Genomic DNA, 25,800 nt, shown 5'->3' on the forward strand with positions numbered 1-25,800 from the left:
TCTCTCCTTCGGCTGACGCGTCCATCGGACGCTCGGGAACCACAACCCCACGTGGTGCTCCGTCGCGTCCAAACACGTCAAGACCAGGAGACCCCACTCCAGTGGCAGTCAAGATCAAGCTGAAGCGTCTGGGCAAGATCCGTTCGCCTCACTACCGCATTGTCGTCGCCGACTCCCGTACCCGCCGTGACGGCCGGGCCATCGAGGAGATCGGCCTGTACCACCCGGTGCAGAACCCGTCGCGCATCGAGGTCGACTCGGAGCGCGCCCTGTACTGGCTGGGTGTCGGCGCGCAGCCGACCGAGCCCGTCATGGCGATCCTCAAGCTCACCGGTGACTGGCAGAAGCACAAGGGCCTGCCGGCCCCGGCGCCGCTGCTGACCGCCGAGCCCAAGGCCGACCACCGCGCCCTCTTCGAGGCCGTGACCGCCGGCGACGAGCCCAAGGGTGAGGCCATCACCCCCAAGGCCAAGAAGGCCGACAAGAAGGCCGATGACGCTGCCGAGGCTGCTGCCCCGGCCGAGTCGACCGAGGCCTGAGGGTGCTCGAAGAGGCGCTTGAGCATCTGGTCAAGGGCATCGTCGACAATCCCGACGAGGTGCAGGTCGCGTCCAAGACCCTGCGTCGTGGGCGGGTTCTCGAGGTCCGGGTGCACCCCGACGACCTCGGCAAGGTGATCGGCCGCAATGGCCGTACCGCCCGTGCCCTGCGCACCGTCGTTGGCGCACTCGGCGGCCGTGGTGTCCGCGTCGACCTGGTCGACGTGGACGAGGTCCGCTGAAGCAGTACGTAGCACCGGCACGGGCCGGGGAGGGCTGGATCAGCCGTCCCCGGCCCGTTTCCGTATCTTGTATCGCGCATTTCATATCTCGTATCTCGTATCTCGTATCCCGGATTCCGCAGAGCGCAGGAGAGCACGCAGTGCAGTTGGTAGTCGGACGGATCGGCCGCGCCCATGGCATCAAGGGCGAGGTCACGGTGGAGGTGCGCACCGACGAGCCCGAGCTGCGGCTCGGCCCGGGCGCCGTACTGGCCACGGACCCGGCCTCGGCCGGCCCGCTGACCATCGAGACGGGCCGGGTGCACAGCGGCCGGCTGCTGCTGCGCTTCGTGGGCGTCGCGGACCGCACCGCCGCCGAGGCGCTGCGCAACACCCTGCTGATCGCCGACGTGGACCCGCAGGAGCTGCCGGACGATCCGGAGGAGTTCTACGACCACCAGCTCATGGACCTCGACGTGGTGACCGTCGACGGCACCGAGGTCGGCCGGATCTCCGAGATCTCCCATCTGCCCTACCAGGACCTGCTGGTCGTGACCCGGCCCGACGGCAGCGAGGTCATGATCCCCTTCGTGGAGGCGATCGTCCCGGAGATCGACCTGGAGGAGCAGCGGGCCGTCATCAACCCGCCGCCGGGTCTGCTGGACGAGACCGGGGCACAGTGAGCGGCGCGGCCATGCGGATCGATGTCGTCACGATCTTCCCCGAGTACCTCGAACCGCTGAATGTCTCGCTCGTCGGCAAGGCCCGGCAGCGCGGGCAGCTCGACGTCCGCGTCCACGACCTGCGCGACTGGGCCCACGACAAGCACAACACCGTGGACGACACCCCGTACGGCGGCGGCCCCGGCATGGTGATGAAGCCCGAGCCGTGGGGTGAGGCGCTGGACTCGGTCCTGGCCTCGGCCGACCACGAGGCCGGCCACGAGGCCGACACCCGGCCCGTGCTGGTCGTGCCCACGCCCAGCGGGGTGCCCTTCACCCAGGAACTGGCCGTGGAACTGTCCGGGCGGCCCTGGCTGGTCTTCACCCCGGCCCGTTACGAGGGCATCGACCGCCGGGTCATCGACGCCTACGGCGAGCGGCTGGACGTGCGCGAGATCTCCATCGGCGACTATGTGCTGGCCGGCGGCGAGGCCCCGGTCCTGGTCATCGTCGAGGCGGTGGCCCGGCTGCTGCCCGGCGTCCTGGGCAACGCCGAGTCGCACCGCGACGACTCCTTCGCCCCCGGCGCCATGGCCGACCTGCTGGAGGGCCCGGTCTACACCAAGCCCCCGCTGTGGCGGGACCGTGAGGTGCCCGAGGTGCTGCTCAGCGGCCACCACGGCAAGGTCGCCCGCTGGCGCCGCGACGAGGCCTTCCGCCGCACCGCCGCCAACCGGCCCGACCTGATCGAGCGTTGCGACCCGGCCGGCCTCGACAAGCACGACCGCCGGCTGCTCGCCGAGCTCGGCTGGGTACAGCGCCCCGACGGCCGATTTGGGCGAGCGGCACAGCCCGTGGAAGAATAGGCCGCTGCTGTCCGTCCGGCGCGCGCCCCTGCCACAGGGGGAACGACGCCCGCCCGGTGGTGCGGCCCCCGTAGATCACTCCGAGAATGCCGCCGATGACCTGTGGCATCGGTGAAGAAAGCAGACAATCATGTCGCACCTGCTCGACTCCGTCGACTCCGCCTCGCTGCGCACCGACATCCCGGCGTTCCGCCCCGGCGACACCGTGAACGTCCACGTCCGCGTCATCGAGGGCAACCGCTCCCGTGTGCAGCAGTTCAAGGGTGTCGTCATCCGCCGTCAGGGCGCGGGCGTCCGCGAGACCTTCACGGTCCGCAAGGTCTCCTTCAGCGTCGGCGTCGAGCGCACCTTCCCGGTCAACAGCCCGATCTTCGAGAAGATCGAGGTCGTGACCCGCGGTGACGTCCGTCGCGCCAAGCTGTACTACCTCCGTGAGCTGCGCGGCAAGGCCGCGAAGATCAAGGAGAAGCGCGACAACTGAGTTCACAGCGGGGCCGGATAGGCTTTCCGCTCGATGGACACCGAGAACGACCCCCCGGAGCGCGACCGCAATGAGCGGTCGCGCTTCGGCGTACGTACACATCGGTACGCGCTGCTCTTCGTGGCGTGTGTCGCCGTTCTGTTCCTGGTCAACGCGTTTGTCGCGCAGCCCTTCGTGATCCCCAGCGGATCGATGGAGAACACGCTGCGCGTCGGTGACCGGGTACTGGTCGACAAGCTGGCCTACCGCTTCGGTGGTACGCCGCAGCGCGGGGATGTCGTGGTGTTCGACGGCGAGGGGTCGTTTGTGCAGGAGCCGGGCGGTTCCGACTACATCAAGCGGGTCATCGGCGTCGGCGGGGACCGGGTGACCTGTTGCGACAAGCTGGGCAGGATAACGGTGAACGGCCGGGCGGTGACCGAGACATACCTTTACCCCGGAGAGAGCCCGTCCCGGGTACCGTTCGACATCGAGGTGCCGGAGGGGAGGCTGTGGGTGATGGGCGACCACCGTGACGACTCGCGGGATTCGCGCGATCACCTCGGTGATCCCGGGGGTGGCACCGTGCCGGTGGGCAAGGTGATCGGCCGGGCCGAGTGGATCGTGTGGCCGTGGGGTCACTGGCGTTCCCTGGACCGTGTCCATGGGTAACAGGGGCAGGCCGCGCAACGGCGGCGGCAGGGGTGGCGGAGACCGGCTGTCCCAGTACGACACCTACATCGGCGATCCGCTGGAGGAGCCGGACGACCGCAGGCCCCGCAGGGGCGGCGGACGGGCCGACCGCCGCAAGCTGGCGCGCAAGGTCAAGCGCAAGCGGCGGCGCGGCGCGGCCAAGGAGGTGCCGATCCTCATCGTGGTCGCCCTGCTGATCGCGCTGGTGCTGAAGACGTTCCTGCTGCAGGCCTTCGTGATCCCGTCGGGTTCGATGGAGCAGACCATCCGGATCGGCGACCGGGTGCTGGTGGACAAGCTGACGCCGTGGTTCGGGTCCAAACCGCAGCGCGGTGACGTCGTGGTCTTCGGCGACCCGGGCGGCTGGCTGGACGGCGAGGAGACCACCACCACCGAGGATCCGGTGGTCATCAAGCAGGTCAAGGAGTTCTTCACCTTCATCGGACTGCTGCCCTCCGCCAAGGACGGGGACCTGATCAAGCGGGTCGTCGCGGTCGGTGGCGACACGGTGAAGTGCTGCGACTCCAACGGGAAGGTCACCGTCAACGGCACCCCTCTGGAGGAGCCGTACCTCAATCCGGGCAATCCGCCCTCGCAGATCAAATTCACGGTCAAGGTTCCGCAGGGCAGGCTGTGGGTGATGGGCGACCACCGTTCCAACTCCGCGGACTCGCGCTTCCACATGAACGACGACGGCAACGGCACCGTCCCCGAGAGCCTGGTGGTGGGCCGGGCCTTTGTGATCGCCTGGCCGATGGGCCATATGACGAGGCTGCGGGAGCCGACCACGTTCTCCTCGGTGGCGAGTCCGTCGAGCAGCGGTACGACGGCGTCCGGCGAGACCAATAGGGTGGCAGCAGCCAACAATCGGCAAGGATTGATCCAGCTCCCGACTCCTGCGGAACTCCCGCTCGTTATGGGAGTGGTGGGCCTGCGTCGCGTATGGGGCAGGCGGCAGCGTGGAGTGAGGAGTGGATGTGGGGGACCTGGTGGTCGGCGCACGGTCCGGACGCGAAGAACCCGAGGAGCGGGACTCCTCGGTGAACGACGCGACCGGCGGGAACGAGGCGGTGGCCGGCGACAAGGTCGGTTCCGCGGATACGGGTACGAGTACCGGAGGGTCCGGGCCCGGCTCCGGGGATTCCGCGTCTGACGCGGGTGACGGAAGCGGCGGCGACGGCAGGGGCGACGGCGGCGGTCAGGAGAAGCGCCCGTCGGAGAGGAAGCCTCGGTCCTTCTGGAAGGAACTGCCGCTGCTGATCGGCATCGCGCTGGTGCTGGCGCTGCTGATCAAGACCTTCCTGGTGCAGGCGTTCTCGATCCCGTCCGCGTCGATGGAGAACACCCTCCAGGAGGGCGACCGGGTCCTGGTCGACAAACTGACCCCGTGGTTCGGCTCCGAGCCGGAGCGCGGCGAGGTCGTCGTCTTCCACGACCCGGGCGGCTGGCTCGGCGAGACGGTCGAGCCCGACTCCAACCCGGTGGCCAAGGCATTCCAGAAGGCGCTGAGCTTCATCGGGCTGATGCCGTCCGCCGAGGAGAAGGACCTGATCAAGCGGGTCATCGCGGTCGGCGGCGACACCGTCGAGTGCAAGGGCACCGGCCCGGTCGAGGTCAACGGCAAGGCGCTCGACGAGCCGTACATCTACCCGGGGAACACGGCCTGCGGCGACAAGCCGTTCGGCCCGATCAAGGTGCCCAAGGGCCGTATCTGGGTGATGGGCGACCACCGCCAGGACTCCCTGGACTCGCGCTACCACCAGGACCTCAAGGGCAACGGCACGGTCTCGGCCGACGAGGTCGTCGGCCGCGCGATCGTGGTGGCCTGGCCGGTCAACCGCTGGGCCACGCTGCCGGTCCCGTCCACCTTCGACCAGTCGGGCATCAACGCCTCCGGCGCCACGCTGCCGGGCGCGGCCGGTGTCGCGGGCGCGGTGCCGCTGGTGATCTGGCGGCGGCGCCGGATGATCGCGAAGGTACGGCAGGGGCGCTGACCCAGGACCCTACCCCGGGGTAGGGTGCGGACCCATGAGCGGCGAGAGCACCACACGTACGGCTGCCCGGGGCGGCGCGCGTACGACTACGGGTAAGGCGGCGGGCCCGGCGGGCGGCCGGTCCGGACAGATCATCTCCGGGCTGGCCGTCGCGCTGGGCCTTGTGCTGTTCCTCGGCGGCTTCGTCTGGGGAGCGCTTCTCTACCGTCCGTACACCGTTCCGACCGGATCGATGGTTCCGACGGTCGAGGTGGGCGACAAGATCCTGGCGCAGCGGATCGACGGCTCCGAGGTCCGCCGGGGCGACATCGTGATCTTCACCGACTCGCTCTGGGGTGACGTCCCCATGGTCAAGCGGGTGGTCGGGACCGGCGGCGACAAGATCGCCTGTTGCGACAAGCAGGGCCGGATGACGGTCAACGGCAAGCCGGTCGAGGAGTCCTACCTGAAGGACACCGAGGGCCCCGCCTCGCCGACCGGCTTCAAGGCCACCGTGCCCAAGGGCGACCTCTTCCTGCTCGGCGACAACCGGGCGGTCTCCGAGGACTCCCGGGTGCGGCTGACCGACGCCGACAGCGGATCCGTACCGCGCTCCGCGGTGCAGGCCCGGGTCGACGCCACGGCATGGCCGCTCGGGCGGATGGGCATGATCGACAGGACCGGTGCGGACACCGCCTTCGCCGGACTGGGAGGCGGCGCGTCGCAGCAGGGGCCGCTGAAGTGGGTGGTGAGGGCGATCGTGGCGGGAATGGTACTGATCTTCGGCGGCGCGGCCTACGGGCCGGTCGCGGGGCTGGTGGCCCGGCGGCGGACACGCTAGGCATCCGCCGCCGCGCGGCCCGCGTCGTCCTGCTGGACGCCGACGACCGGATTCTGCTGCTGAACGGCTTCGAACCGGCCGACCCGGCGGTGCGCTGGTGGTTCACCCCGGGCGGCGGCGTCGAGAGCGGCGAGAGCCTGGAGGAGGCGGCCCGTCGCGAGCTCGCGGAGGAGACCGGAATCACATCCCTGCGGCTGGGCCCGGTGCTGTGGGAGCGTACGTGCTCCTTCGCCTTCGACGGCCGCAGCTGGGAGCAGGACGAGTGGTACTTCCTGGGGCGTACGGACACCACCGAGCTCGACCCGGCGGGCCAGACCGAGCTGGAGCGGCGCAGCGTCGCGGAGCTGCGTTGGTGGACCTGCGGGGAACTGCTCGCCGCGCGTGAGACGGTGTACCCGAGCAGGCTCGCCGGGCTGCTGCGCGCGCTGCTCGACGAAGGCCCCCCGGTGTCCCCGATTCACCTGGGGACAGAGCGTGACTGACGCACAATGGGGGGACGTACGGCTGAAGGGGAACATGCCATGAGCGCCGAGGACCTCGAAAAGTACGAGACCGAGATGGAGCTGAAGCTCTACCGGGAGTACCGCGACGTCGTCGGCCTGTTCAAATACGTGATCGAGACCGAGCGGCGTTTCTACCTCACCAATGACTACGAGATGCAGGTGCACTCGGTCCAGGGCGAGGTCTTCTTCGAGGTTTCGATGGCGGACGCGTGGGTGTGGGACATGTACCGGCCGGCGCGGTTCGTGAAGCAGGTGCGGGTGCTCACGTTCAAGGACGTGAACATCGAGGAGCTCAACAAGTCGGATCTCGACCTGCCGCAGGACGAGTCGGGCTTCAAGGGCTGAGCGCGGACACCGGGGGCGGGCCCGGGAGGGCCTCGATGGGCTCGCGCGGGCCCGGGTGGGCCTGGGCGGGTTCGGGTTATCCACAGGCACCGACGAAGATCATCTCGAGGGCGCGACCTCCGTCACAGTGAGTGACGGAGGTGGTGTACATGAACGCCCGGGCAGCTCTGGGACGGTACGGGGAGGATCTGGCGGCCCGATGGCTCGCCGACAGCGCCGGCATGACAGTGCTGGAGCGCAACTGGCGATGCCGCGAAGGCGAGATCGACATCGTCGCCGAGGACGGCGACGCGGTGGTCGTCTGCGAGGTCAAGTCCCGCATACAGGGTGACTACCAGCACCCCATGGACGCCCTGGGCCCCCGTAAGGCCGAGCGGCTGCGACGGCTCGCCGAGTGCTGGCTCACCGAGCGCTGGTTCGGACAGCACCATGTCCCGCCCCCGGGCGGGGTGCGGATCGACCTGGTCGGGGTGCTGGTACCGGAGCGCGGTGCCGCGCGCGTCGAGCATGTGCGGGGGGTGGCCTGATGGGCTTCGCCCGCACGGGTTCGGTGGCGCTGATCGGCGTGGAAGGCGTTGTCGTCGAGGTCCAGGCCGACCTGGAACCGGGCGTCGCGGCCTTCACCCTGGTCGGACTGCCGGACAAGAGCCTCACCGAGAGCCGCGACCGGGTCCGGGCCGCCATCGTCAACAGCGGCGAGGTCTGGCCCCAGAAGAAGCTCACCGTCGGCCTGAGTCCCGCCTCCGTCCCCAAGGGCGGAAGCGGCTTCGACCTCGCGGTGGCCTGCGCCGTCCTCGCCGCCAACGACCGTGTCGCCCCCAGGGACATCGCCGACCTGATGATGATCGGCGAGCTGGGCCTGGACGGCCGGGTGCGGCCGGTGCGCGGGGTGCTGCCGGCCGTCCTGGCCGCCGCGGAAGCCGGGTACCGCCATGTCGTCGTGCCCGACCGCACCGCCGCCGAGGCCGCCCTCGTCCCCGGTGTCTCGGTGCTCGGGGTGCGTACGCTGCGGCAGCTCGTCGCCCTGCTCAACGACGAACTGGCCCCCGAGGAGGACGAGGATCCCGCCGACGGCCGCCCCGACCCCATGCTGGCCGGGCTGGCGCTCCCGGGCGCGGGAATCGGCGCCGGCCTCGCCGACCAGGCCGCCGTTCCCGACCTGTCCGCCGTCGCCGGCCAGGGGGCCGCCCGGACGGCCCTGGAGGTCGCGGCGGCAGGCGGCCACCACCTGTATCTGAAGGGCCCGCCCGGGGCCGGCAAGACGATGCTCGCCGAGCGGCTGTCCGGGCTGCTTCCGCCGCTGACCCGGCAGGAGTCCCTGGAGGTCACCGCCGTCCACTCGGTCGCCGGCATGCTGCCGCCGGGCAAGCCGATGGTGGAGCTGCCGCCCTACTGCGCCCCGCACCACTCGGCGACGATGCAGTCCCTGGTCGGCGGGGGCAACGGCCTGCCCAGACCCGGCGCCGTGTCGCTGTCGCACAGGGGCGTGCTCTTCCTCGACGAGGCCCCGGAGTTCAACAGCCGGGCGCTGGAGGCACTGCGCCAGCCCCTGGAGTCCGGGCATGTGGTCATCGCCCGTTCGGCCGGCCTCGTGCGGCTGCCCGCCCGGTTCCTGCTGGTCCTGGCGGCCAACCCGTGCCCCTGCGGCCGGCACGGCTCGACCGGGGGCGGCTGCGACTGCACACCGAGCATGATCCGCCGCTACCAGGGACGGCTGTCCGGGCCGCTGCTCGACCGGGTGGACCTGCGGGTCGACGTGGAGCCGGTGAGCCGCAGCGAGCTGATCGGACACCTCGGGGAGTCGGAGTCCACCGCGACCGTCGCCGCCCGCGTCCGCCAGGCCCGCGACCGCGCCCTCGCCCGGTACGCCGGCAGCCCGTGGCGGACCAACAGCGAGGTGCCGGGACATGCGCTCAGAACCCGCTGGCCCGTGACCCCGGGCGCACTGCGGCCCGCCGAGCAGGACATGGAACGCGGGCTGCTCACCGCCCGCGGCCTCGACCGGGTGCTGCGGGTGGCCTGGACGGTGGCGGACCTCGCGGGCCGCGACCGCCCCGAGGGGACCGATCTGGTCCGCGCCCTGGAACTGCGTACCGGGGTCCGCCGGGGGCTGGCACTGGCGACGGGGGAGCGGCGATGACGGACGCACTGTTCGACCTGCGGGAGGAGCACGACACCTCCGGACCGCCCTCTCCGCAGGAGCGTCTCGCGCGGGCCGCGCTGACCCGGATCGCCGATCCCGGCGACGAGGTCGTCGGCCGCTGGCTGCGCGAGCGCGGCCCCCAGGAGGTCGTCCGGGCCCTGGTGGCGGGCGAGCGGCTGCCGGGGGCCGGTGAACGCCGGCTCGCCGGGTACCGGCTGCGCGGCCTGCAGGTGGACCCGCGGCGGGACCTGGCGGCGGCGGAGGCGCTGGGCGGACGCTTCGTCTGCCCCGGTGACCCCGAGTGGCCCGGCCAGCTGGACGACCTGGGCGACCAGCGCCCGTACGGCCTGTGGGTGCGGGGGAGGCCCTCCCTGCGGATGTGGGCGCTGCGCTCGGTCGCCCTGGTCGGCGCCCGGGCGTGCACGGACTACGGAGCGCACATGGCGGCCCGGATCGCCGCCGATCTGGCCGAGACCGGCTGGATCGTCGTCTCGGGGGCCGCGTACGGCATCGACGGGGCCGCGCACCGCGGCGCGCTGTCGGTGGCAGGCGCCACGGTGGGCGTCGTGGCCTGCGGCGTTGACGTCCCCTACCCGCCGGGCCACGCCGAACTGATCGGACGGATCGGCGAACAGGGTCTGCTGATCGGCGAGTTGCCGCCAGGATCGCATCCGACCCGCAGCCGGTTCGTCATGCGAAACCGGGTGATCGCGGCCCTGACCCGGGGCACCGTGGTGGTCGAGGCCCAGTACCGCAGCGGCTCCCTGATCACCGCCCGCCGGGCCGCCGAACTGGGCCGTTTCGTGATGGGCGTGCCCGGCCCCTGCACCTCGGCCCTGTCCCAGGGGGTGCACGAGCTGCTGCGCGGGGACGCGGTGCTGGTCACCGATGCCCGTGAGATCGCCGAGCTGGTCGGCAGTATCGGCGGCGATCTCGCGCCCGAGCGGCGCGGCCCGGTCCTCGCGCGCGACCTGCTGGCGCCCGACGCGGCCCGTGTGCTGGAGGCGGTCCCGGCCCAAGGGGGCGCGGGCGGCGTGGAGATCGCTCGCGCGGCGGGCGTGGGCGCCGACGACACGCTCGGCAGGCTCTACGAATTGCAGGCGCTCGGATTCGTCGAACGCGCCCACGACGGATGGAGGTTGGCCCGTACCAACCGGCCGGACCGGACCTTGGAAGGGCCTGAACCGCAATGAACACACCATCAGGTGACAGCACGGTTCTTGACCTGCGCCGGTCGGGTGACGAGTTCCCGGGGGTGCCGGCAGAACATGGCATTTCGCGACCGCGGCGCCACTACCACGCGCAACCCAGCCCCACCGCCACCTCGTCCCGGGCCGCGGCGCGGAAGGTCCCCGGCGCGGCCCCGTACCGCGTTCGTAGCAATCCGCGACCGCTCCGTCACGCTACGCTCAATGAGGCTCGATCCCTCACCCGCATCTTCTCCGTCCCCCACGGCACAGCAGAACGGCTCAGAACGACGCATGCCCCAGCACACCCCCGGGCCCGACCGCGCGATGGCGGCAGTCGCCGCCCGTCGCACCCCGCGGACGCCACGGCCCGCAGCGCCCACCTCGGTCGACGAGCTGTGGCGGACGTACAAGTCCACGGGGAACGCCCGGCTGCGGGAGCAGCTGATCCTGCACTACTCGCCGCTGGTGAAATACGTGGCGGGCCGGGTGAGCGTGGGCCTTCCCGCCAATGTCGAACAGGCCGACTTCGTCTCCTCCGGGGTCTTCGGGCTGATCGACGCCATCGAGAAGTTCGAGCCCGAGCGCTCCATCAAGTTCGAGACCTACGCGATCACCCGCATCCGCGGCGCCATGATCGACGAACTGCGGGCCCTGGACTGGATCCCGCGCTCGGTGCGGCAGAAGGCGCGGGCCGTCGAACGCGCCTACGCGACCCTTGAGGCCTCGCTGCGACGCACCCCGACCGAGCCCGAGGTCGCCGCCGAGATGGGCATCGGCCTGGAGGAACTGCACGGCGTGTTCAGTCAGCTCTCGCTGGCCAACGTCGTCGCTCTGGAAGATCTGCTGCACGCCGGCGGCGAAGGGGGCGACCGGCTCACCCTTGTCGACACCCTGGAGGACACCGGCGCGGACAACCCCGTCGAGGTCGCCGAGGACCGTGAGCTGCGCCGGCTGCTGGCCCGGGCGATCAACACGCTGCCCGAGCGCGAGAAGACCGTGGTCACCCTCTACTACTACGAGGGGCTGACGCTGGCGGAGATCGGTCAGGTGCTCGGCGTCACCGAGAGCCGCGTCAGCCAGATCCACACCAAGTCCGTGCTGCAGTTGAGGGCGAAGCTGGCGGACGTCGGCCGCTGAGCGCCGTACTGGGCGCACCGACTGCGGCCGACTTCACAGATTCCGTACAGTGGTGCCGTGCCCAAGATTCGAGCGGCCTCGGTGGCCGAGCACCGGTCGATGCAGCGCGACGCACTTCTGGACGCCGCCCGTTCCCTGCTGTCCGAGGGCGGCACCGATGCCCTGACCTTCCCGGCGCTCGCCGAGCGCACCGGGCTGGCGCGCTCGTCCGTCTACGAGTACTTCCGTTCGCGGGCGGCCGTGGTCGAGGAGCTGTGCGCGGTCGACTTCCCCGTCTGGGCGGCCGAGGTGGAGGCCGCGATGGCGGCGGCGGCCGACCCCGAGGCCAAGATCGAGGCCTATGTGCGCAGTCAGCTCACCCTGGTCGGCGACCGCCGGCACCGGGCGGTGGTGGCGATCTCCTCCGGCGAACTGGACGCGGGAGCGCGGGAGAAGATCCGCGCCGCCCACGGCGGTCTGGTCGCCATGGTCGTCGAGGCGCTGGGGTCCCTGGGGCACGCCGAGCCCCGGCTGAGCGCGATGCTGCTCCAGGGCGTCGTTGACGCGGCGGTGCGGCGGATCGAGCTGGGCGCGGCCGAGATCCCGGAGGTCATCGCCGAGGCGGCCGTGGCGATGGCGCTGCGCGGCGTACGCGGCTGAGGCCTCGGGCTCGGGCTCGTACAGCCCGCCCGGCCCGTCCGGCGACACCCACGGCCCGGGCACGGGCACTCCGAAGACCGGCAGCAGGCGGGACGGCCCGGAGCGCAGCATGCCCGGCGGGAGCAACGACAGCGGGTCCAGGTAGACCTGGCCGCGCAGCAGACCCCAGTGCAGACAGCGCCCCGCGCAGTGCGAGCGGACGCCGCCCTGGAGGACGCCGACCACCGTGCCGGCCGGGACCTCCTCGCCGACCGCCACCGAGGGCCGCACCGGCTCGTAGGTGATCCGCGGCGCACCGGGCACCGACAGCGCGATCACCACGACCCCGCGCCCGCCGACCGACCCCGCGAAGCTCACCCGGCCGGGGGCGGCGGCCCGTACCGGGGTGTCCGGCCCGGCCCGCAGATCGACGCCCCGGTGTCCGGCGCCCCAGGGGAGCAGGGGCGGGGCGAAGCCGCGCTCGACCACCGGGCGGCGCGCACCCGCGGCGGCGGCCACGGGCCAGGCGCGGCCGCCTTCGCCGGCAGCCGGTCCCGCAGCCGCGTGGGAAGCCGCGCCGGGGGCCGGGCCGGGGGCCGGGCCGACGCCCGCGCCGGGGCCCAGTACGGCGGCCAGGACCAGGAGAAACACCAGGTGCTGTGTCATGATCCGAGGGTCGCGCAGTACCGTCCCAACAGATGATCTTGCTCTGCGCCTGTGGATAACTCCGTGCGCCCCCTGATGGGTGTCGCCCCGGGCTCCGGCGGTCCCTTACACTTTCCATGGCGATCCGGGTCACCGGATCGACTTCGCACGCCCCGCCACACATGGTGTGGCCGCGCTCCTCGGTCCCGGACTTCGTCCGTGGCACGGCGCGTCGGGGCGTCAGGAACGTAACCGAGACCCCAAGGAGTACGGCTATGGCCGTCGTCACGATGCGGGAGCTGCTGGAAAGCGGCGTCCACTTCGGGCACCAGACCCGGCGCTGGAACCCGAAGATGAAGCGCTTCATCTTCACCGAGCGCAATGGCATCTACATCATCGACCTGCTCCAGTCGCTGTCGTACATCGACCGCGCCTACGAGTTCGTCAAGGAGACCGTCGCCCACGGCGGTTCCATCATGTTCGTCGGTACGAAGAAGCAGGCCCAGGAGGCCATCGCCGAGCAGGCCGGCCGCGTCGGCATGCCGTACGTCAACCAGCGCTGGCTGGGTGGCATGCTCACCAACTTCTCGACCGTCTACAAGCGCCTGCAGCGCCTGAAGGAGCTTGAGGAGATCGACTTCGAGGATGTGGCCGCCTCCGGCCTCACCAAGAAGGAGCTCCTGGTCCTCTCCCGCGAGAAGGACAAGCTGGAGAAGACCCTCGGTGGTATCCGTGAGATGCAGAAGGTGCCCAGCGCCGTCTGGATCGTGGACACCAAGAAGGAGCACATCGCCGTCGGTGAGGCGCGCAAGCTCCGGATCCCGGTCGTCGCGATCCTCGACACCAACTGCGACCCCGACGAGGTCGACTACAAGATCCCGGGCAACGACGATGCGATCCGCTCCGTCACGCTGCTCACCCGTGTGATCGCCGACGCCGTCGCCGAGGGCCTCATCTCCCGCTCGGGTGTCGCCACCGGTGCGGACAAGACCGAGGCCGAGCCGCTGGCCGCCTGGGAGCGCGAGCTCCTGGAGGGCGAGAAGGCCAAGTCGGACGACACCGCCGAGGCCCCCGCCGCCGAGGCTGCAGAGGCCCCCGCTGCAGAGGCCCCCGCCGCCGAAGCCCCCGCGGCCGAGGCCACCGAGGAGCCGGCCGCCGAGGCCGCTGCCGAGACCGAGGCGCCCGCCGCCGAGGCCCCGGCCGCCGAGGCCGAGCAGGCCTGAGCCTCAGCCTTTCCTCATCACGGCTGAAGACGGCGGGGGCCCATGGCCCCCGCCGTTCACCCGTAGAACCGCCGGATTCACCGGGATCCACCGGGATTCATCGGCATTCACCGACTTTCCGAGAAGAGACTCACAGACCATGGCGAACTTCACCGCCGCCGACGTCAAGAAGCTCCGCGAGCTGACGGCCGCCGGCATGATGGACTGCAAGAAGGCGCTCGAAGAGGCCGAGGGCGACCTGGAGAAGGCCGTCGAGGTCCTCCGCGTCAAGGGTCAGAAGGGCGTCACCAAGCGCGAAGGCCGCTCGGCCTCCAACGGTGCCGTCGTCTCCCTGATCGCCGCCGACAACTCCGAGGGCGTCCTCGTCGAGCTGAAGTGCGAGACCGACTTCGTCGCCAAGGGTGACAAGTTCGTCGTCGTCGCCGACGCGATCGCCGCGCACGTCGCCGCCACCAAGCCGGCCGGCATCGAGGCCCTGCTCGGCTCCGAGATCAAGGACGGCCAGACCGTCCAGGCGTTCGTCGACGAGGCCAACGCCACCCTCGGTGAGAAGATCGTCCTGGACCGCTTCGCGCAGTTCACCGACGGTTTCGTCGCCTCCTACCTGCACCGCACCAGCCCGGACCTGCCCCCGCAGGTCGGCGTTCTGGTCGAGCTGGACAAGCCCAACGCCGAGGTCGCCAAGGACGTCGCGCAGCACATCGCCGCCTTCGCCCCGACCTACCTCTCCCGCGAGGAGATCCCGGCCGACGTGCTGGAGAACGAGCGTCGCGTCGCCGAGGCCACCGCGCGCGAGGAGGGCAAGCCCGAGGCCGCCCTGTCCCGCATCGTCGACGGCCGCGTCACCGGCTTCGTCAAGGAGAACTCGGTCCTGGAGCAGGCGTTCGCCAAGGACAGCAAGAAGACCGTCGCCAAGGTCCTGGACGAGGCCGGCGTCACGCTGAAGCGCTTCGCCCGCTTCCGCGTCGGCGTCTGAGACGTCCATCCCGCGCACGGCACACCAGCCGTGACGCAGGCGATTGACCGACGACCCCGCTAGGGTCGTACGCAGTTGTGACGAGGAGGCCATTGCCGTACAGGGAACGATCACGGACCCGCGCGGCAATGGCCTTCTTCGTACGTGCACGAGGAGAACTCCATGTCTGACAGCACCCACCGCCGGTATATGCTCAAACTGTCGGGTGAGGCCTTCGCCGGCGGAGGCGGACTGGGCGTTGACCCCGACGTCGTGCACACGATGGCCCGGGAGATCGCCGCGGTCGTCCGGGACGGCTACGAGATCGCCATCGTCATCGGTGGCGGCAACTTCTTCCGCGGCGCCGAACTGCAGCAGCGCGGCATGGACCGCGCGCGCAGCGACTACATGGGCATGCTCGGCACCGTCATGAACTGCCTCGCCCTCCAGGACTTCCTGGAGAAGGAGGGCATCGAGACCCGCGTGCAGACCGCCATCACCATGGGCCAGGTCGCCGAGCCCTACATCCCGCTGCGCGCCGTGCGCCACCTGGAGAAGGGCCGCGTCGTCATCTTCGGCGCCGGTATGGGCATGCCGTACTTCTCCACCGACACCACCGCCGCGCAGCGCGCCCTGGAGATCCACGCCCAGGCGCTGCTCATGGGCAAGAACGGGGTCGACGGGGTCTACGACTCCGACCCCCGCAAGAACCCGGACGCGGTGATGTTCGACGCTCTGGAGTACGCCGATGTCATCTCCCGCGACCTGCGCGTCGCGGACCTGACGGCGATCACGCTGTGTCAGGACAACAAGCTTCCGATCCTCGTCTTCGAGCTCCTCACGGAGGGCAACATCGCGCGGGCCGTGAAGGGTGAGAAGATCGGCACGCTCGTCAACGACCAGGGCACCCGCGGCTAGACGCACGCCCGGGGCCGCCCGCCGGCTCGTTACGGGGATGGACAAGACGCTGCCGGTCGGACACCGTGCAGGAAAGACGCGCACAGGGGCGAGGCCGCCCCGCCTTCTGAAAACCAGGAGCACATGGTGATTGAAGAAACCCTCCTCGAAGCGGAGGAGAAGTTCGAGAAGGCCGTCGTGGTCGCCAAGGAGGACTTTGCCGCGATCCGTACCGGTCGTGCGCACCCGGCGATGTTCAACAAGATCGTGGCCGACTACTACGGCGCCCTGACCCCGATCAACCAGCTGGCCTCCTTCGCGGTGCCCGAGCCGCGGATGGCCGTGATCACCCCGTTCGACTCCAGCGCGCTGCGCAACATCGAGCAGGCGATCCGCGACTCCGACCTCGGCGTCAACCCGAGCAACGACGGCCGCATCATCCGCGTGGTCTTCCCGCAGCTGACGGAGGAGCGCCGCAAGGAGTACATCAAGGTCGCCCGCAGCAAGGCCGAGGACGCCCGGATCTCCATCCGCAGCGTGCGCCGCAAGGCCAAGGAGACCCTCGACAAGCTCGTCAAGGACGGCGAGAGCGGCGAGGACGAGGTGCGCCGCGCCGAGAAGGAACTCGACGACACCACGCACAAGTACGTCGCGCAGGTCGACGAACTGCTCAAGCACAAGGAAGCCGAGCTGCTCGAAGTCTGAGCCGCCCGCGCCACTCCTGCTCACCTCTCCCACCGGATCCGGAACGAAAACGCGAGGCGAATCTCCGTGAACGACTCTTCCTGGGGAGCTTCGCCACGCGCCGGCTCCTGGGGAGGCGAGAACGAAGGGGCTGCTCAGCTGAGCGGCCCCTTGTTCCGCGACGAGGCCCCCCAGCCCGCGGAGCGGCCCGCGACCCCCGAGCCGCCGTCGTCCGGGCCGGAACAGCCGGGCCGCGCCAAGAAGAACGCCGGCCGCAACCTGCGGGCGGCGATAGGGGTCGGTGTCGGCCTCGGAGCCGTGGTCATCGCCTCGCTCTTCGTCGTCAAGGCGGTGTTCGTCGGCGTCGTCGCCGCGGCTGTCGTCGTCGGCCTGTGGGAACTCACCTCCCGGCTCGCCGAGCGCAAGGAGATCCGCGCCCCCCTGGTGCCGCTCGCGGTGGGCGGCGCGGCCATGGTCGTCGCCGGCTATGCGCGCGGCGCCGAGGGCGCCTGGGTGGCCATGGCCTTCACCGCGCTCGCGGTACTGGTCTGGCGGATGACCGAGCCACCCGAGAACTACCTGCGGGACGTCACCGCCGGTGTTTTCGCGGCCTTCTACGTGCCGTTCCTGGCCACCTTCGTCTCCATGATGCTGGCCGCGGGGGACGGCGCCTGGCGGGTCTTCGTCTTCCTGATCCTCACAGTGATCAGCGACACCGGCGCGTACGCCGTCGGCTGGCGCTTCGGCACCCACCGGCTCGCCCCGCGGATCAGCCCCGGCAAGACCCGCGAGGGCCTGGTCGGTGCTGTGACCTTCGCCATGGCGGGGGGCGCGCTGTGCATGCAGTTCCTCATCGACGACGGCGTGTGGTGGCAGGGCCTGCTGCTGGGCCTGGCGGTCGCGGTCAGCGCCACCCTGGGCGACCTCGGCGAGTCCATGATCAAGCGCGATCTCGGCATCAAGGACATGGGCCACCTGCTCCCCGGCCACGGCGGAATCATGGACCGGCTCGACTCGCTGCTGCCCACGGCGCCGGTGGTGTGGCTGCTCCTGGTGGTCTTCGTGGGCACCGGCTGAGGTCTGCGACACTGGTACGACCATGCCTGCACCCGGAGAACTCACCTTTGTCACGCCGCGCGGCGCCAAGAAGCCGCCGCGGCACCTTGCCGACCTCACGCCCGCCGAGCGCCGCGAGGCGGTGGCGGAGCTCGGCGAGAAGCCGTTCCGCGCCAAGCAGCTGTCGCAGCACTACTTCGCGCGGTACGCGGACGACCCGGCCGCCTGGAGCGACATCCCGGCGGCCGCCAGGGGCAAGCTGGCCGGCGACCTGCTGCCGGAGCTGATGTCGGTGGTCCGGCACATCTCCTGCGACGAGGACACCACGCGCAAGACGCTGTGGAAGCTCTTCGACGGGACGCTGGTCGAGTCGGTGCTGATGCGCTACCCGGACCGGGTGACGATGTGCATCAGCTCGCAGGCGGGCTGCGGCATGAACTGCCCGTTCTGCGCGACGGGCCAGGCGGGCCTGACCCGCAATCTGTCCACCGCCGAGATCGTGCACCAGATCGTCGCCGGGATGCGCTCGCTGCGCGACGGCGAGATCCCCGGCGGCGCGGCCCGGCTGAGCAACATCGTCTTCATGGGCATGGGCGAGCCGCTGGCCAACTACAAGCGGGTCGTCGGCGCGATCCGCCGTCTCACGGACCCCGAGCCGGACGGGCTGGGGCTGTCGCAGCGCGGGATCACCGTCTCGACGGTCGGCCTTGTCCCGGCGATGCTCCGCTTCGCCGACGAGGGCTTCAAGTGCCGGCTCGCGGTGTCGCTGCACGCGCCCGACGACGAGCTGCGCGACACGCTGGTGCCGGTCAACACCCGCTGGAAGGTGCGCGAGGTGCTGGACGCCGCGTGGCACTACGCGGAGGTGTCCGGCCGCCGTATCTCCATCGAGTACGCGCTGATCAAGGACATCAACGACCAGGCCTGGCGGGCCGATCTGCTCGGCCGTCTGCTCAAGGGCCACCGGGTGCACGTGAACCTGATCCCGCTCAACCCGACCCCCGGGTCGAAGTGGACGGCGTCGCGGCCGGAGGACGAGCGGGCGTTCGTACGGGGCCTGGAGGCGCACGGCGTGCCGGTGACCGTGCGGGACACGCGGGGCCAGGAGATCGACGGTGCCTGCGGTCAGCTGGCGGCTTCCGAGGGCTGATCTGCGCTGCTACAGTGCGGATCGCGATCGAATGATCGTACAAGTGAACATTTCCGACAGGGGAGCGCGCACAGCGCTGAGAGTGCGGCCACGGGCCGCAGACCCTCGAACCTGATCCGGGTAATGCCGGCGAAGGGAGTCACAGACATGAGCAGCAATCGCTGGCGGACCGTCGACATCGTGGTGACCGCCGTCCTCGGCGCCGCGTTCGGCGTCATCTTCTGGGCCTGGAGCACGCTGTGGGAGGGCGCGGCCAACGCCATCCCGCTGCCCGGCCGGGCCGTGCTCTACGGCGTGTGGCTGGTCCCCGCGGTGCTGGGCCCACTGGTGATCCGCAAGCCGGGCGCGGGCATCTTCTGCGAGGTCGTGGCCGCCACCGTGGCGACCTTCTTCGGCTCGCCGTGGGGCCTGGTCACCCTGCTGTACGGAGTGCTGCAGGGCCTGGCCGGGGAGTTCGGCTTCGCGCTGAGCGCGTACCGCAGCTGGCGCTGGCCGACCGCGCTGGCCGGCGGGGCGCTCGCGGGCGCGGCGGCCGCACTGCTGGACATCGTGCTCTACTACCCGGACACCGGCGGCGGCTGGAAGGCCGCGTACGCCGCGCTGGTCGTCGTCAGCTCGGCCGTGATCGCCGGGCTCGGCAGCCTGGCGCTGACCAGGTCCCTCGCCCAGACCGGAGCGCTCGACCCGTTCCCGTCCGGGCGGGAGCGCGTCGCGGTCTGATGTCCTGCGTACGACTCCGGGGCTTCGGCCACCGGCACGCCGGGCGGCGCCGCTGGGCGCTGCGCGGCGTCGACCTGGACATCGCGCACGGCGAACGGGTCGCGCTGCTCGGCCCGTCGGGGGCCGGCAAGTCCACGCTGCTGGCCGCGCTCGCGGGGTTGCTGCCGCCGGAGTCCGGGGATCGCGAGGGCACGATCGAGGTCCGGGAGCGCGCGGGCATCGTCTTCCAGGACCCGCAGTCCCAGCTCGTCATGGCCCGGGCCGGTGACGACGTGGCCTTCGGGCTGGAGAACACCGGTACCGCGCCGGACCGCATCTGGCCGCTGGTCGACGACGCGCTGCGCAGGGTCGGGTTCCCGTACGGCAGGGACCGGTCGGTGGCCGCGCTCTCCGGTGGTGAGCAGCAACGGCTCGCGCTCGCCGGGGCGCTGGTGTCCCGGCCCGGGCTGCTGCTGCTCGACGAACCCACCGCCAACCTCGACCCCGGGGGCGCCCGCCTGGTGCGCGACGCCCTGGCCGGACTGACGGACACCACCATGATCGTCGTCGAGCACCGGGTGGCCGAACTCGTGCCGCTGCTCGACCGGGTCATCGTCCTGGAGCCCGGTGGCGGCGTCCGCGCCGACGGACCGCCGGAGCGGATCTTCGCCGACCACGGCGACGAACTGGCCGCCGACGGCGTCTGGGTGCCGGGCCGTCCCGTCGTGGTGTGCGCACCGCGCACGGCACCCGGCGAGGTACTGCTGCGCAAGGAGGCGATCGAGGTGCGGGCCGCCGAGGCGCTGGCCGTCACCGGGCCCAACGGCGCAGGCAAGACCACCCTGGCCCTCCAGCTCGGCGGCCTGCGCAAGCCGGTCGGCGGGCCGGTCACCGCGACGGCGGCCCTGGCCGGCGCCGACGCCGCGAAGCCGCCCCACAAGTGGCGGGCCCGGGCGCTGGCCGGACGGATCGGTTCGGTGTTCCAGAACCCGGCCCACCAGTTCGTGACGGCCAGGGTCCGGGACGAACTCGCCCTGGGCGGCGGCCAGGCGGGGCGGGTGGACGAGCTTCTCGTACGGCTGCGCCTGGACGCGCTCGCCGAGGCCAACCCTCATACGCTCTCCGGCGGCGAGCAGCGCCGCCTCAGCGTCGCGACCGCGCTGGCCGCCGCTCCCCGGCTGCTGATCCTGGACGAGCCGACCTTCGGCCAGGACCGGCGGACCTGGACCGAACTCGTCGCCCTGCTGGCAGGGTTGCGCGACGACGGCCACGGCATCGTCGCCGTCACCCATGACCCCGACTTCACCGTCGCGACCGGCGCCCGCGAACTGCCTCTGGCCGCCCGCCCGCTGGAGGCCGTCGGATGAACTCCGCCGCGCCGCTGGCCCGCCGTAACCCCGCCGCCAAGCTCCTGGCCGCCGCCGTCGTGACGCTGGCCCTGGTGGTCAGCCTCGATCCGGTCGCCCCCGCTGTCGCGCTCGCCGCGGAGCTGGCCGTCGTGCCGTTCTTCGGCATCCCGTACGGGGCGCTGGCGCGCCGCGCCTGGCCGCTGCTGGTCAGCGTGCTCGGGGCCGTGTTCACGCTGTTCCTCTTCGCGCAGGACCGGGAACACGTGGCCGCCTCCGCCCTGGCTCTGGCCCTGCGGCTGTTCGCCGTGGCGCTGCCGGGGATCATTGCCTTCGCGACCACCGATCCGACGGACCTCGCCGACGCCCTGGTGCAGAACGCCCGGGTGCCCGTGCGCTTCGCGATCGGCACGCTGGCGGCCTGGCGGCTGGTGCCGCTGCTGGGAGAGGAGTGGCGGCTGATCAACCTGGCCCGCCGCGCCCGCGGTGTCGACGCCGGCCGTGATCCGCTGGCCCGGCTGCGGCTCTTCGCCTCCGCCGCCTTCACGCTGCTCGTCGGTGCGATCCGGCGGGGCACCCGGCTGGCCCTGGCCATGGACGCCCGGGGGTTCGACTCCGGCGCTCCGCGCACGTTCGCCCGACGGCAGTCGTTCGGCGCTGCCGACGCCGCGCTGGTCGTGGGCGCGGTGTGCGTCGCGGCACTGTCGCTGGGGGTCAGCCTTGCGGCAGGGGCGTTCCGGCCGCTGCTGGGCTAGGCGTATCGGAGCTGGGCGTATCGGGGCTGGGCACATCGGAGCTGGGCGTTTCGTAGCTGGGCACATCGGGCCTGCGCGCATCGGGGCCGGGCAGCAGTTCCAGGCGCTTGATCATGCGCCGCAGGAGGTACAGCGGGATGATGCCGAAGACCCCGAAGGACATGTCGATCAGCGTCCACCAGTACGGGATGTGGCGGATCGGGACGCAGATCAGCGCCAGTGGGACGACCCCGACGCAGGCGATCATCGCGAACTCGACCACCCAGATGTTGCGCACGGGGTCACGGTGGACCCCGTAGAACGCGACGGCGATGACGAGGTGTGCGAACGCCAGCCAGTCCGTCCCGTACATGATGAACGGGTACTTCGCGTCCGTGGCGTCCAGGCCCTCACGGACCCGGCCGATCCACTCGCCGAGGGCGCCCGGCAGATGCATGCCGTCCACCCAGCGCACCTCGTGCACCAGGGGGAAGGCGGTCAGTCCGCTCAGCAGCAGGCAGACGACGAAGAGGGCAAGCCATGCGCGTACGCGCCGTTCGAGCGTGGCGCGTTCCTCGGAGGATCCGTGGAACTCCATGGCATGGACATTACGCCGGGCCCCCGGACGCTCGGCGTCCGGGGGCCCCGTACGTGGCTGGGTGCGTGCATCAGGCGTCGAGTGAGGTCATGACGTGTTTGATGCGGGTGTAGTCCTCGAAGCCGTAGGCGGAGAGGTCCTTGCCGTAGCCGGACTTCTTGAAGCCGCCGTGGGGCATTTCGGCGACGAGGGGGATGTGGGTGTTGATCCAGACGCAGCCGAAGTCGAGTTTTTTGGACAGGCGCATGGCGCGGCTGTGGTCTTTGGTCCAGACGGAGGAGGCCAGGGCGTAGTCGACGTCGTTGGCCCAGGTGAGGGCCTGGTCCTCGTCGGTGAATTTCTGGACGGTGATGACGGGGCCGAAGACCTCGTTCTGGATGATCTCGTCGTCCTGGTGGAGGCCGGAGACGACGGTGGGGGCGTAGAAGTAGCCCTGGTCGCCGACCTGGTGGCCGCCGGTCTCGATTTTGGCGTGGGTGGGGAGGCGGTCGATGAAGCCGGTGACCTGGGCGAGCTGGGCGGCGTTGTTGAGGGGGCCGTACAGGACGTCCTCGTCGTCGGCGGGGCCGGTTTTGGTGGCGGCGGCTGCTTTGGTCAGGGCGGTGAGGAATTCGTCGTGGATGGTGTCCTGGACCAGGACGCGGGTGGCGGCGGTGCAGTCCTGGCCGGCGTTGAAGTAGCCGGCGACGGTGATGTCCTCGACGGCTTTGGCGATGTCGGTGTCGGCGAAGACCAGGACGGGGGCTTTGCCGCCGAGTTCGAGGTGGACGCGTTTGACGTCTTTCGCGGCGGAGGTGGCGACCTGGGTGCCGGCGCGGACGGAGCCGGTGATGGAGGCCATGGCCGGGACGGGGTGTTCGATCATGGTGCGGCCGGTGTCGCGGTCGCCGCAGATGACGTTGAAGACGCCGGGGGGCAGGATGTCGCCGATGATTTCGGCGAGCAGGAGGGTGGAGGCGGGGGTGGTGTCGGAGGGTTTGAGGACGACGGTGTTGCCGGCGGCGATGGCGGGGGCGAACTTCCACACGGCCATCATCATGGGGTAGTTCCAGGGGGCGACCTGGGCGCAGACGCCGACGGGTTCGCGGCGGATGATGGAGGTCATGCCGTCCATGTACTCGCCTGCGGAGCGGCCTTCGAGGAGGCGGGCGGCGCCGGCGAAGAAGCGGATCTGGTCGACCATGGGCGGGATTTCCTCGCTCGCGGTCAGGGCGAGGGGTTTGCCGGTGTTCTGGCTCTCGGTGGCGACCAGTTCGTCGGCGCGTGTCTCGATGGCGTCGGCGATCTTCAGGAGGGCTTTCTGGCGTTCGGAGGGTGTGGTGTCGCGCCATGCGGGGAAGGCGGCGGCTGCGGCGGCCATGGCGGTGTCGACGTCGGCGGCTGCGGACAGCGGCGCGGTCGCGTAGACCTGGCCGGTGGCCGGGTTGACCACGTCGGTGGTCCGGCCGTCGGCGGCGTCGCGGAATTCTCCGTCGACGTAGTTGCGCAGAGTACGGAGCTCGCTCACTGCAACCTCTCCCTGTCCGGTGTACTGGTGTGAGGTCCAGCCTAGCTGTAACACTGCCGTATTCGACATACCTGGTGGCCCGAAACAATGGAATCCGTGAGATCTGAGCTCACGAACCACGAATTACATCGATCGGGGCTTGCGTGACGGCCGACCTCTCATGCAGAGTGGGGCCCGTGGCCACTCGCACCCCGGATCCCAGGAACGTTGCCAACGGCACGGCCCCGGCGATCGACTCCGTCTCCAAGGCGATCATCGAACAGTTGCAGGAGGACGGACGCCGTCCCTACGCAGCCATAGGGAAGGCCGTCGGCCTCTCCGAGGCTGCCGTCAGACAGCGCGTCCAGAAGCTGCTCGACCAGGGCGTCATGCAGATCGTCGCCGTCACCGACCCCCTCACCGTGGGGTTCCGGCGACAGGCGATGGTCGGCATCAACGTCGCGGGTGATGTCGAACCCGTCTCCGACGCGCTGGCCGAGATGGAGGAGGTCGAATACGTCGTCATCACCGCCGGCTCCTTCGATCTGCTGATCGAGGTCGTCTGCGAGGACGACGACCACCTCCTGGAGACCATCAACAAGCGGATCCGCACGCTGCCCGGCGTGCGCTCCACCGAGAGCTTCGTCTACATGAAGCTCCGGAAGCAGACCTACACCTGGGGAACCAGATAGCTATGAGCGCGGACCTCTCGAAGAGCGCGTACGACCACCTGTGGATGCACTTCACCCGCATGTCGTCGTACGAGAACGCCCCTGTGCCGACCATCGTGCGCGGCGAGGGCACGTACATCTACGACGACAAGGGCAAGCGTTACGTCGACGGCCTGTCCGGCCTGTTCGTCGTCAACGCCGGCCACGGCCGCCACGAGCTCGCCGAGACCGCCTACAAGCAGGCCCAGGAGCTGGCCTTCTTCCCGGTGTGGAGCTACGCCCACCCCAAGGCCGTCGAACTCGCCGAGCGGCTGGCGAACTACGCCCCCGGCGACCTCAACAAGGTCTTCTTCACCACGGGCGGCGGCGAGGCCGTCGAGACCGCGTGGAAGCTCGCCAAGCAGTACTGGAAGCTCCGCGGCCACCACACCAAGTACAAGGTCATCTCGCGGGCCGTCGCCTACCACGGCACCCCGCAGGGCGCCCTGTCGATCACCGGTCTGCCGGCCCTCAAGGCGCCCTTCGAGCCGCTGGTCCCCGGCGCGCACAAGGTGCCGAACACCAACATCTACCGCGCCCCGATCTACGGCGACGACCCCGAGGCCTTCGGCCGCTGGGCCGCCGACCAGATCGAGCAGGAGATCCTCTTCGAGGGTGCCGAGACCGTCGCCGCGGTCTTCCTGGAGCCGGTGCAGAACGCCGGCGGCTGCTTCCCGCCCCCGCCCGGCTACTTCCAGCGGGTCCGCGAGATCTGCGACAAGTACGACGTGCTGCTCGTCTCCGACGAGGTCATCTGCGCCTTCGGCCGGCTCGGCACGATGTTCGCCTGCGACAAGTTCGGCTACGTCCCGGACATGATCACCTGTGCCAAGGGCATGACCTCCGGCTACTCGCCGATCGGCGCCTGCATCATCTCCGACCGCATCGCGGAGCCGTTCTACAAGGGCGACAACACCTTCCTGCACGGCTACACCTTCGGCGGCCACCCGGTGTCGGCCGCGGTCGGCATCGCCAACCTCGACATCTTCGAGCGCGAGGGCCTCAACCAGCACGTGCTCGACAACGAGGGCGCCTTCTTCGACACCCTCAAGAAGCTCCACGACCTGCCGATAGTGGGCGACGTGCGCGGCAACGGCTTCTTCTACGGCATCGAACTGGTGAAGGACAAGGCCACCAAGGAGACCTTCACCGACGAGGAGACCGAGCGCGTCCTCTACGGCTTCCTGTCGAAGGCGCTCTACGACAACGGCCTGTACTGCCGCGCCGACGACCGCGGTGACCCGGTCGTGCAGCTCGCACCGCCGCTCATCTCCGACCAGGGCACCTTCGACGAGATCGAGGGCATCCTGCGCTCCGTCCTCACGGAGGCCTGGACCAAGCTCTGAGCGCCGACGCGCTCACAGACCGGTTCACGGGGCCGGGCACGCCGACGCGTGCCCGGCCCCGGCGCCGTTTCCCGGAGCGT

Annotated in this window: 28 protein-coding genes, 2 pseudogenes and 1 riboswitch; of the genes and pseudogenes, 27 read left to right on the top strand and 3 right to left on the bottom strand. The window is 70.6% G+C overall.

From position 1 onward, the window contains the following. Window positions 1-101: 101 nt before the first annotated feature. The 16 genes from rpsP (at window position 102) to RWE79_RS28520 (ending at window position 12,212) form a co-directional block, all read left to right on the top strand. The gene (rpsP, locus tag RWE79_RS28445; RefSeq protein WP_475942915.1) at window positions 102-539 is read left to right on the top strand and encodes a 30S ribosomal protein S16; all 438 of its coding nucleotides are present in this window, start codon (window positions 102-104) and stop codon (window positions 537-539) included. A gap of 2 nt (window positions 540-541) precedes the next feature. Beyond that, on the top strand, window positions 542-781 hold the full coding sequence (locus RWE79_RS28450) for an RNA-binding protein (RefSeq protein WP_475942916.1): 240 nt from the start codon (window positions 542-544) through the stop codon (window positions 779-781). A 140-nt stretch (window positions 782-921) separates the two neighbouring features. Further along, complete coding sequence (gene rimM, locus RWE79_RS28455; protein ID WP_475942917.1) at window positions 922-1,443, top strand: ribosome maturation factor RimM; 522 nt, start codon at window positions 922-924, stop codon at window positions 1,441-1,443. Between the two features lie 11 nt (window positions 1,444-1,454). After that, a complete protein-coding gene (trmD, locus tag RWE79_RS28460; RefSeq protein WP_475942918.1) occupies window positions 1,455-2,288 on the top strand; it encodes a tRNA (guanosine(37)-N1)-methyltransferase TrmD in 834 nt (277 codons plus the stop codon). A 130-nt stretch (window positions 2,289-2,418) separates the two neighbouring features. Beyond that, a complete protein-coding gene (gene rplS / locus RWE79_RS28465; protein WP_475942919.1) occupies window positions 2,419-2,769 on the top strand; it encodes a 50S ribosomal protein L19 in 351 nt (116 codons plus the stop codon). A 33-nt stretch (window positions 2,770-2,802) separates the two neighbouring features. Continuing rightward, complete coding sequence (gene lepB / locus RWE79_RS28470; RefSeq protein ID WP_475942920.1) at window positions 2,803-3,420, top strand: signal peptidase I; 618 nt, start codon at window positions 2,803-2,805, stop codon at window positions 3,418-3,420. Then, window positions 3,413-4,594: a signal peptidase I gene (gene lepB, locus RWE79_RS28475; RefSeq protein ID WP_475942921.1), complete on the top strand. Its 1,182-nt coding sequence runs from the start codon at window positions 3,413-3,415 to the stop codon at window positions 4,592-4,594. Before lepB (RWE79_RS28470) ends, lepB (RWE79_RS28475) begins: the two co-directional genes overlap by 8 nt. Further along, a complete protein-coding gene (gene lepB, locus RWE79_RS28480) occupies window positions 4,482-5,435 on the top strand; it encodes a signal peptidase I (RefSeq protein WP_475942922.1) in 954 nt (317 codons plus the stop codon). The genes lepB (RWE79_RS28475) and lepB (RWE79_RS28480) overlap by 113 nt, the downstream gene beginning before the upstream one ends. 34 nt (window positions 5,436-5,469) lie before the next feature. Continuing rightward, the gene (gene lepB / locus RWE79_RS28485; protein ID WP_475942923.1) at window positions 5,470-6,255 is read left to right on the top strand and encodes a signal peptidase I; all 786 of its coding nucleotides are present in this window, start codon (window positions 5,470-5,472) and stop codon (window positions 6,253-6,255) included. A 2-nt stretch (window positions 6,256-6,257) separates the two neighbouring features. Continuing rightward, the gene (locus tag RWE79_RS28490) at window positions 6,258-6,737 is read left to right on the top strand and encodes an NUDIX hydrolase (protein WP_475946163.1); all 480 of its coding nucleotides are present in this window, start codon (window positions 6,258-6,260) and stop codon (window positions 6,735-6,737) included. A gap of 39 nt (window positions 6,738-6,776) precedes the next feature. Next, on the top strand, window positions 6,777-7,103 hold the full coding sequence (locus RWE79_RS28495; protein WP_475942924.1) for a DUF2469 domain-containing protein: 327 nt from the start codon (window positions 6,777-6,779) through the stop codon (window positions 7,101-7,103). A 149-nt stretch (window positions 7,104-7,252) separates the two neighbouring features. Further along, window positions 7,253-7,630 (top strand): YraN family protein, encoded by a 378-nt coding sequence (locus RWE79_RS28500; protein WP_475942925.1) that lies wholly within the window; start codon window positions 7,253-7,255, stop codon window positions 7,628-7,630. Beyond that, window positions 7,630-9,243: a YifB family Mg chelatase-like AAA ATPase gene (locus tag RWE79_RS28505; RefSeq protein ID WP_475942926.1), complete on the top strand. Its 1,614-nt coding sequence runs from the start codon at window positions 7,630-7,632 to the stop codon at window positions 9,241-9,243. The genes RWE79_RS28500 and RWE79_RS28505 overlap by 1 nt, the downstream gene beginning before the upstream one ends. Then, window positions 9,240-10,439: a DNA-processing protein DprA gene (gene dprA, locus RWE79_RS28510; protein WP_475942927.1), complete on the top strand. Its 1,200-nt coding sequence runs from the start codon at window positions 9,240-9,242 to the stop codon at window positions 10,437-10,439. The genes RWE79_RS28505 and dprA overlap by 4 nt, the downstream gene beginning before the upstream one ends. A 288-nt stretch (window positions 10,440-10,727) precedes the next feature. Then, window positions 10,728-11,573: an RNA polymerase sigma factor WhiG gene (gene whiG, locus RWE79_RS28515; RefSeq protein ID WP_475942928.1), complete on the top strand. Its 846-nt coding sequence runs from the start codon at window positions 10,728-10,730 to the stop codon at window positions 11,571-11,573. A gap of 81 nt (window positions 11,574-11,654) precedes the next feature. Further along, complete coding sequence (locus RWE79_RS28520) at window positions 11,655-12,212, top strand: TetR/AcrR family transcriptional regulator (RefSeq protein WP_475946166.1); 558 nt, start codon at window positions 11,655-11,657, stop codon at window positions 12,210-12,212. A 192-nt stretch (window positions 12,213-12,404) separates the two neighbouring features. Here the strand turns inward: RWE79_RS28520 and RWE79_RS28525 are convergent. After that, window positions 12,405-12,857, bottom strand: a pseudogene (locus RWE79_RS28525) (peptidoglycan DD-metalloendopeptidase family protein); the annotation flags it as partial. A 254-nt stretch (window positions 12,858-13,111) separates the two neighbouring features. Here RWE79_RS28525 and rpsB point away from each other — a divergent pair. From rpsB to RWE79_RS28570, 9 genes are all read left to right on the top strand, one after another. Continuing rightward, the gene (rpsB, locus tag RWE79_RS28530) at window positions 13,112-14,059 is read left to right on the top strand and encodes a 30S ribosomal protein S2 (protein ID WP_475942929.1); all 948 of its coding nucleotides are present in this window, start codon (window positions 13,112-13,114) and stop codon (window positions 14,057-14,059) included. 139 nt (window positions 14,060-14,198) lie between these two features. Next, window positions 14,199-15,035 (top strand): translation elongation factor Ts, encoded by an 837-nt coding sequence (gene tsf / locus RWE79_RS28535; RefSeq protein ID WP_475942930.1) that lies wholly within the window; start codon window positions 14,199-14,201, stop codon window positions 15,033-15,035. Window positions 15,036-15,197: 162 nt separating this feature from the next. Continuing rightward, window positions 15,198-15,932: a UMP kinase gene (pyrH, locus tag RWE79_RS28540; protein ID WP_475942931.1), complete on the top strand. Its 735-nt coding sequence runs from the start codon at window positions 15,198-15,200 to the stop codon at window positions 15,930-15,932. A 126-nt stretch (window positions 15,933-16,058) separates the two neighbouring features. Continuing rightward, window positions 16,059-16,616: a ribosome recycling factor gene (gene frr, locus RWE79_RS28545; RefSeq protein WP_475946168.1), complete on the top strand. Its 558-nt coding sequence runs from the start codon at window positions 16,059-16,061 to the stop codon at window positions 16,614-16,616. A 66-nt stretch (window positions 16,617-16,682) separates the two neighbouring features. Further along, window positions 16,683-17,672, top strand: coding sequence for a phosphatidate cytidylyltransferase (locus RWE79_RS28550; RefSeq protein WP_475942932.1), 990 nt, complete (start codon window positions 16,683-16,685; stop codon window positions 17,670-17,672). 22 nt (window positions 17,673-17,694) lie between these two features. Further along, entirely contained in the window at window positions 17,695-18,801 is a 1,107-nt protein-coding gene (rlmN, locus tag RWE79_RS28555; protein ID WP_475942933.1) for a dual-specificity RNA methyltransferase RlmN, read from the top strand. Between the two features lie 48 nt (window positions 18,802-18,849). Continuing rightward, a riboswitch (TPP riboswitch) is annotated at window positions 18,850-18,956 on the top strand. Further along, window positions 18,949-19,521 (top strand): ECF transporter S component, encoded by a 573-nt coding sequence (locus tag RWE79_RS28560; protein ID WP_475942934.1) that lies wholly within the window; start codon window positions 18,949-18,951, stop codon window positions 19,519-19,521. It overlaps the preceding riboswitch by 8 nt. Next, on the top strand, window positions 19,521-20,867 hold the full coding sequence (locus RWE79_RS28565) for an ABC transporter ATP-binding protein (protein ID WP_475942935.1): 1,347 nt from the start codon (window positions 19,521-19,523) through the stop codon (window positions 20,865-20,867). The genes RWE79_RS28560 and RWE79_RS28565 overlap by 1 nt, the downstream gene beginning before the upstream one ends. Further along, window positions 20,864-21,601, top strand: a complete 738-nt coding sequence (locus RWE79_RS28570; protein WP_475942936.1) for an energy-coupling factor transporter transmembrane component T family protein — start codon at window positions 20,864-20,866, stop codon at window positions 21,599-21,601. Before RWE79_RS28565 ends, RWE79_RS28570 begins: the two co-directional genes overlap by 4 nt. Window positions 21,602-21,677: 76 nt before the next feature. Here RWE79_RS28570 and RWE79_RS28575 read toward each other — a convergent pair. Both RWE79_RS28575 and RWE79_RS28580 read right to left on the bottom strand, forming a co-directional pair. Next, window positions 21,678-22,178: pseudogene (locus RWE79_RS28575) on the bottom strand (hypothetical protein); the annotation flags it as partial. 70 nt (window positions 22,179-22,248) lie between these two features. Continuing rightward, window positions 22,249-23,685 (bottom strand): gamma-aminobutyraldehyde dehydrogenase, encoded by a 1,437-nt coding sequence (locus RWE79_RS28580; RefSeq protein ID WP_475942937.1) that lies wholly within the window; start codon window positions 23,683-23,685, stop codon window positions 22,249-22,251. Window positions 23,686-23,861: 176 nt separating this feature from the next. Here RWE79_RS28580 and RWE79_RS28585 point away from each other — a divergent pair, with 176 nt between their 5' ends. Together RWE79_RS28585 and RWE79_RS28590 are read left to right on the top strand one after the other, a co-directional pair. Continuing rightward, entirely contained in the window at window positions 23,862-24,356 is a 495-nt protein-coding gene (locus RWE79_RS28585; protein ID WP_475942938.1) for an Lrp/AsnC family transcriptional regulator, read from the top strand. Between the two features lie 2 nt (window positions 24,357-24,358). Further along, a complete protein-coding gene (locus RWE79_RS28590) occupies window positions 24,359-25,720 on the top strand; it encodes an aspartate aminotransferase family protein (protein ID WP_475942939.1) in 1,362 nt (453 codons plus the stop codon). Window positions 25,721-25,800: the final 80 nt, after the last annotated feature.

This window comes from Streptomyces sp. RLA131, assembly GCF_056270125.1.

Excerpts from the sequence above, each read along its gene's own strand:
- tsf (WP_475942930.1), top strand. The coding sequence starts at position 14,199 with ATGGCGAACTTCACCGCCGCCGACGTCAAGAAGCTCCGCGAGCTGACG.
- RWE79_RS28570 (WP_475942936.1), top strand. The coding sequence starts at position 20,864 with ATGAACTCCGCCGCGCCGCTGGCCCGCCGTAACCCCGCCGCCAAGCTC.
- trmD (WP_475942918.1), top strand. The coding sequence starts at position 1,455 with ATGCGGATCGATGTCGTCACGATCTTCCCCGAGTACCTCGAACCGCTG.
- pyrH (WP_475942931.1), top strand. The coding sequence starts at position 15,198 with ATGTCTGACAGCACCCACCGCCGGTATATGCTCAAACTGTCGGGTGAG.
- RWE79_RS28505 (WP_475942926.1), top strand. The coding sequence starts at position 7,630 with ATGGGCTTCGCCCGCACGGGTTCGGTGGCGCTGATCGGCGTGGAAGGC.
- lepB (WP_475942923.1), top strand. The coding sequence starts at position 5,470 with ATGAGCGGCGAGAGCACCACACGTACGGCTGCCCGGGGCGGCGCGCGT.
- RWE79_RS28590 (WP_475942939.1), top strand. The coding sequence starts at position 24,359 with ATGAGCGCGGACCTCTCGAAGAGCGCGTACGACCACCTGTGGATGCAC.
- RWE79_RS28565 (WP_475942935.1), top strand. The coding sequence starts at position 19,521 with ATGTCCTGCGTACGACTCCGGGGCTTCGGCCACCGGCACGCCGGGCGG.
- rlmN (WP_475942933.1), top strand. The coding sequence starts at position 17,695 with ATGCCTGCACCCGGAGAACTCACCTTTGTCACGCCGCGCGGCGCCAAG.
- whiG (WP_475942928.1), top strand. The coding sequence starts at position 10,728 with ATGCCCCAGCACACCCCCGGGCCCGACCGCGCGATGGCGGCAGTCGCC.
- RWE79_RS28495 (WP_475942924.1), top strand. The coding sequence starts at position 6,777 with ATGAGCGCCGAGGACCTCGAAAAGTACGAGACCGAGATGGAGCTGAAG.
- lepB (WP_475942920.1), top strand. The coding sequence starts at position 2,803 with ATGGACACCGAGAACGACCCCCCGGAGCGCGACCGCAATGAGCGGTCG.
- RWE79_RS28500 (WP_475942925.1), top strand. The coding sequence starts at position 7,253 with ATGAACGCCCGGGCAGCTCTGGGACGGTACGGGGAGGATCTGGCGGCC.
- RWE79_RS28560 (WP_475942934.1), top strand. The coding sequence starts at position 18,949 with ATGAGCAGCAATCGCTGGCGGACCGTCGACATCGTGGTGACCGCCGTC.
- lepB (WP_475942921.1), top strand. The coding sequence starts at position 3,413 with ATGGGTAACAGGGGCAGGCCGCGCAACGGCGGCGGCAGGGGTGGCGGA.
- dprA (WP_475942927.1), top strand. The coding sequence starts at position 9,240 with ATGACGGACGCACTGTTCGACCTGCGGGAGGAGCACGACACCTCCGGA.
- rpsB (WP_475942929.1), top strand. The coding sequence starts at position 13,112 with ATGGCCGTCGTCACGATGCGGGAGCTGCTGGAAAGCGGCGTCCACTTC.
- rplS (WP_475942919.1), top strand. The coding sequence starts at position 2,419 with ATGTCGCACCTGCTCGACTCCGTCGACTCCGCCTCGCTGCGCACCGAC.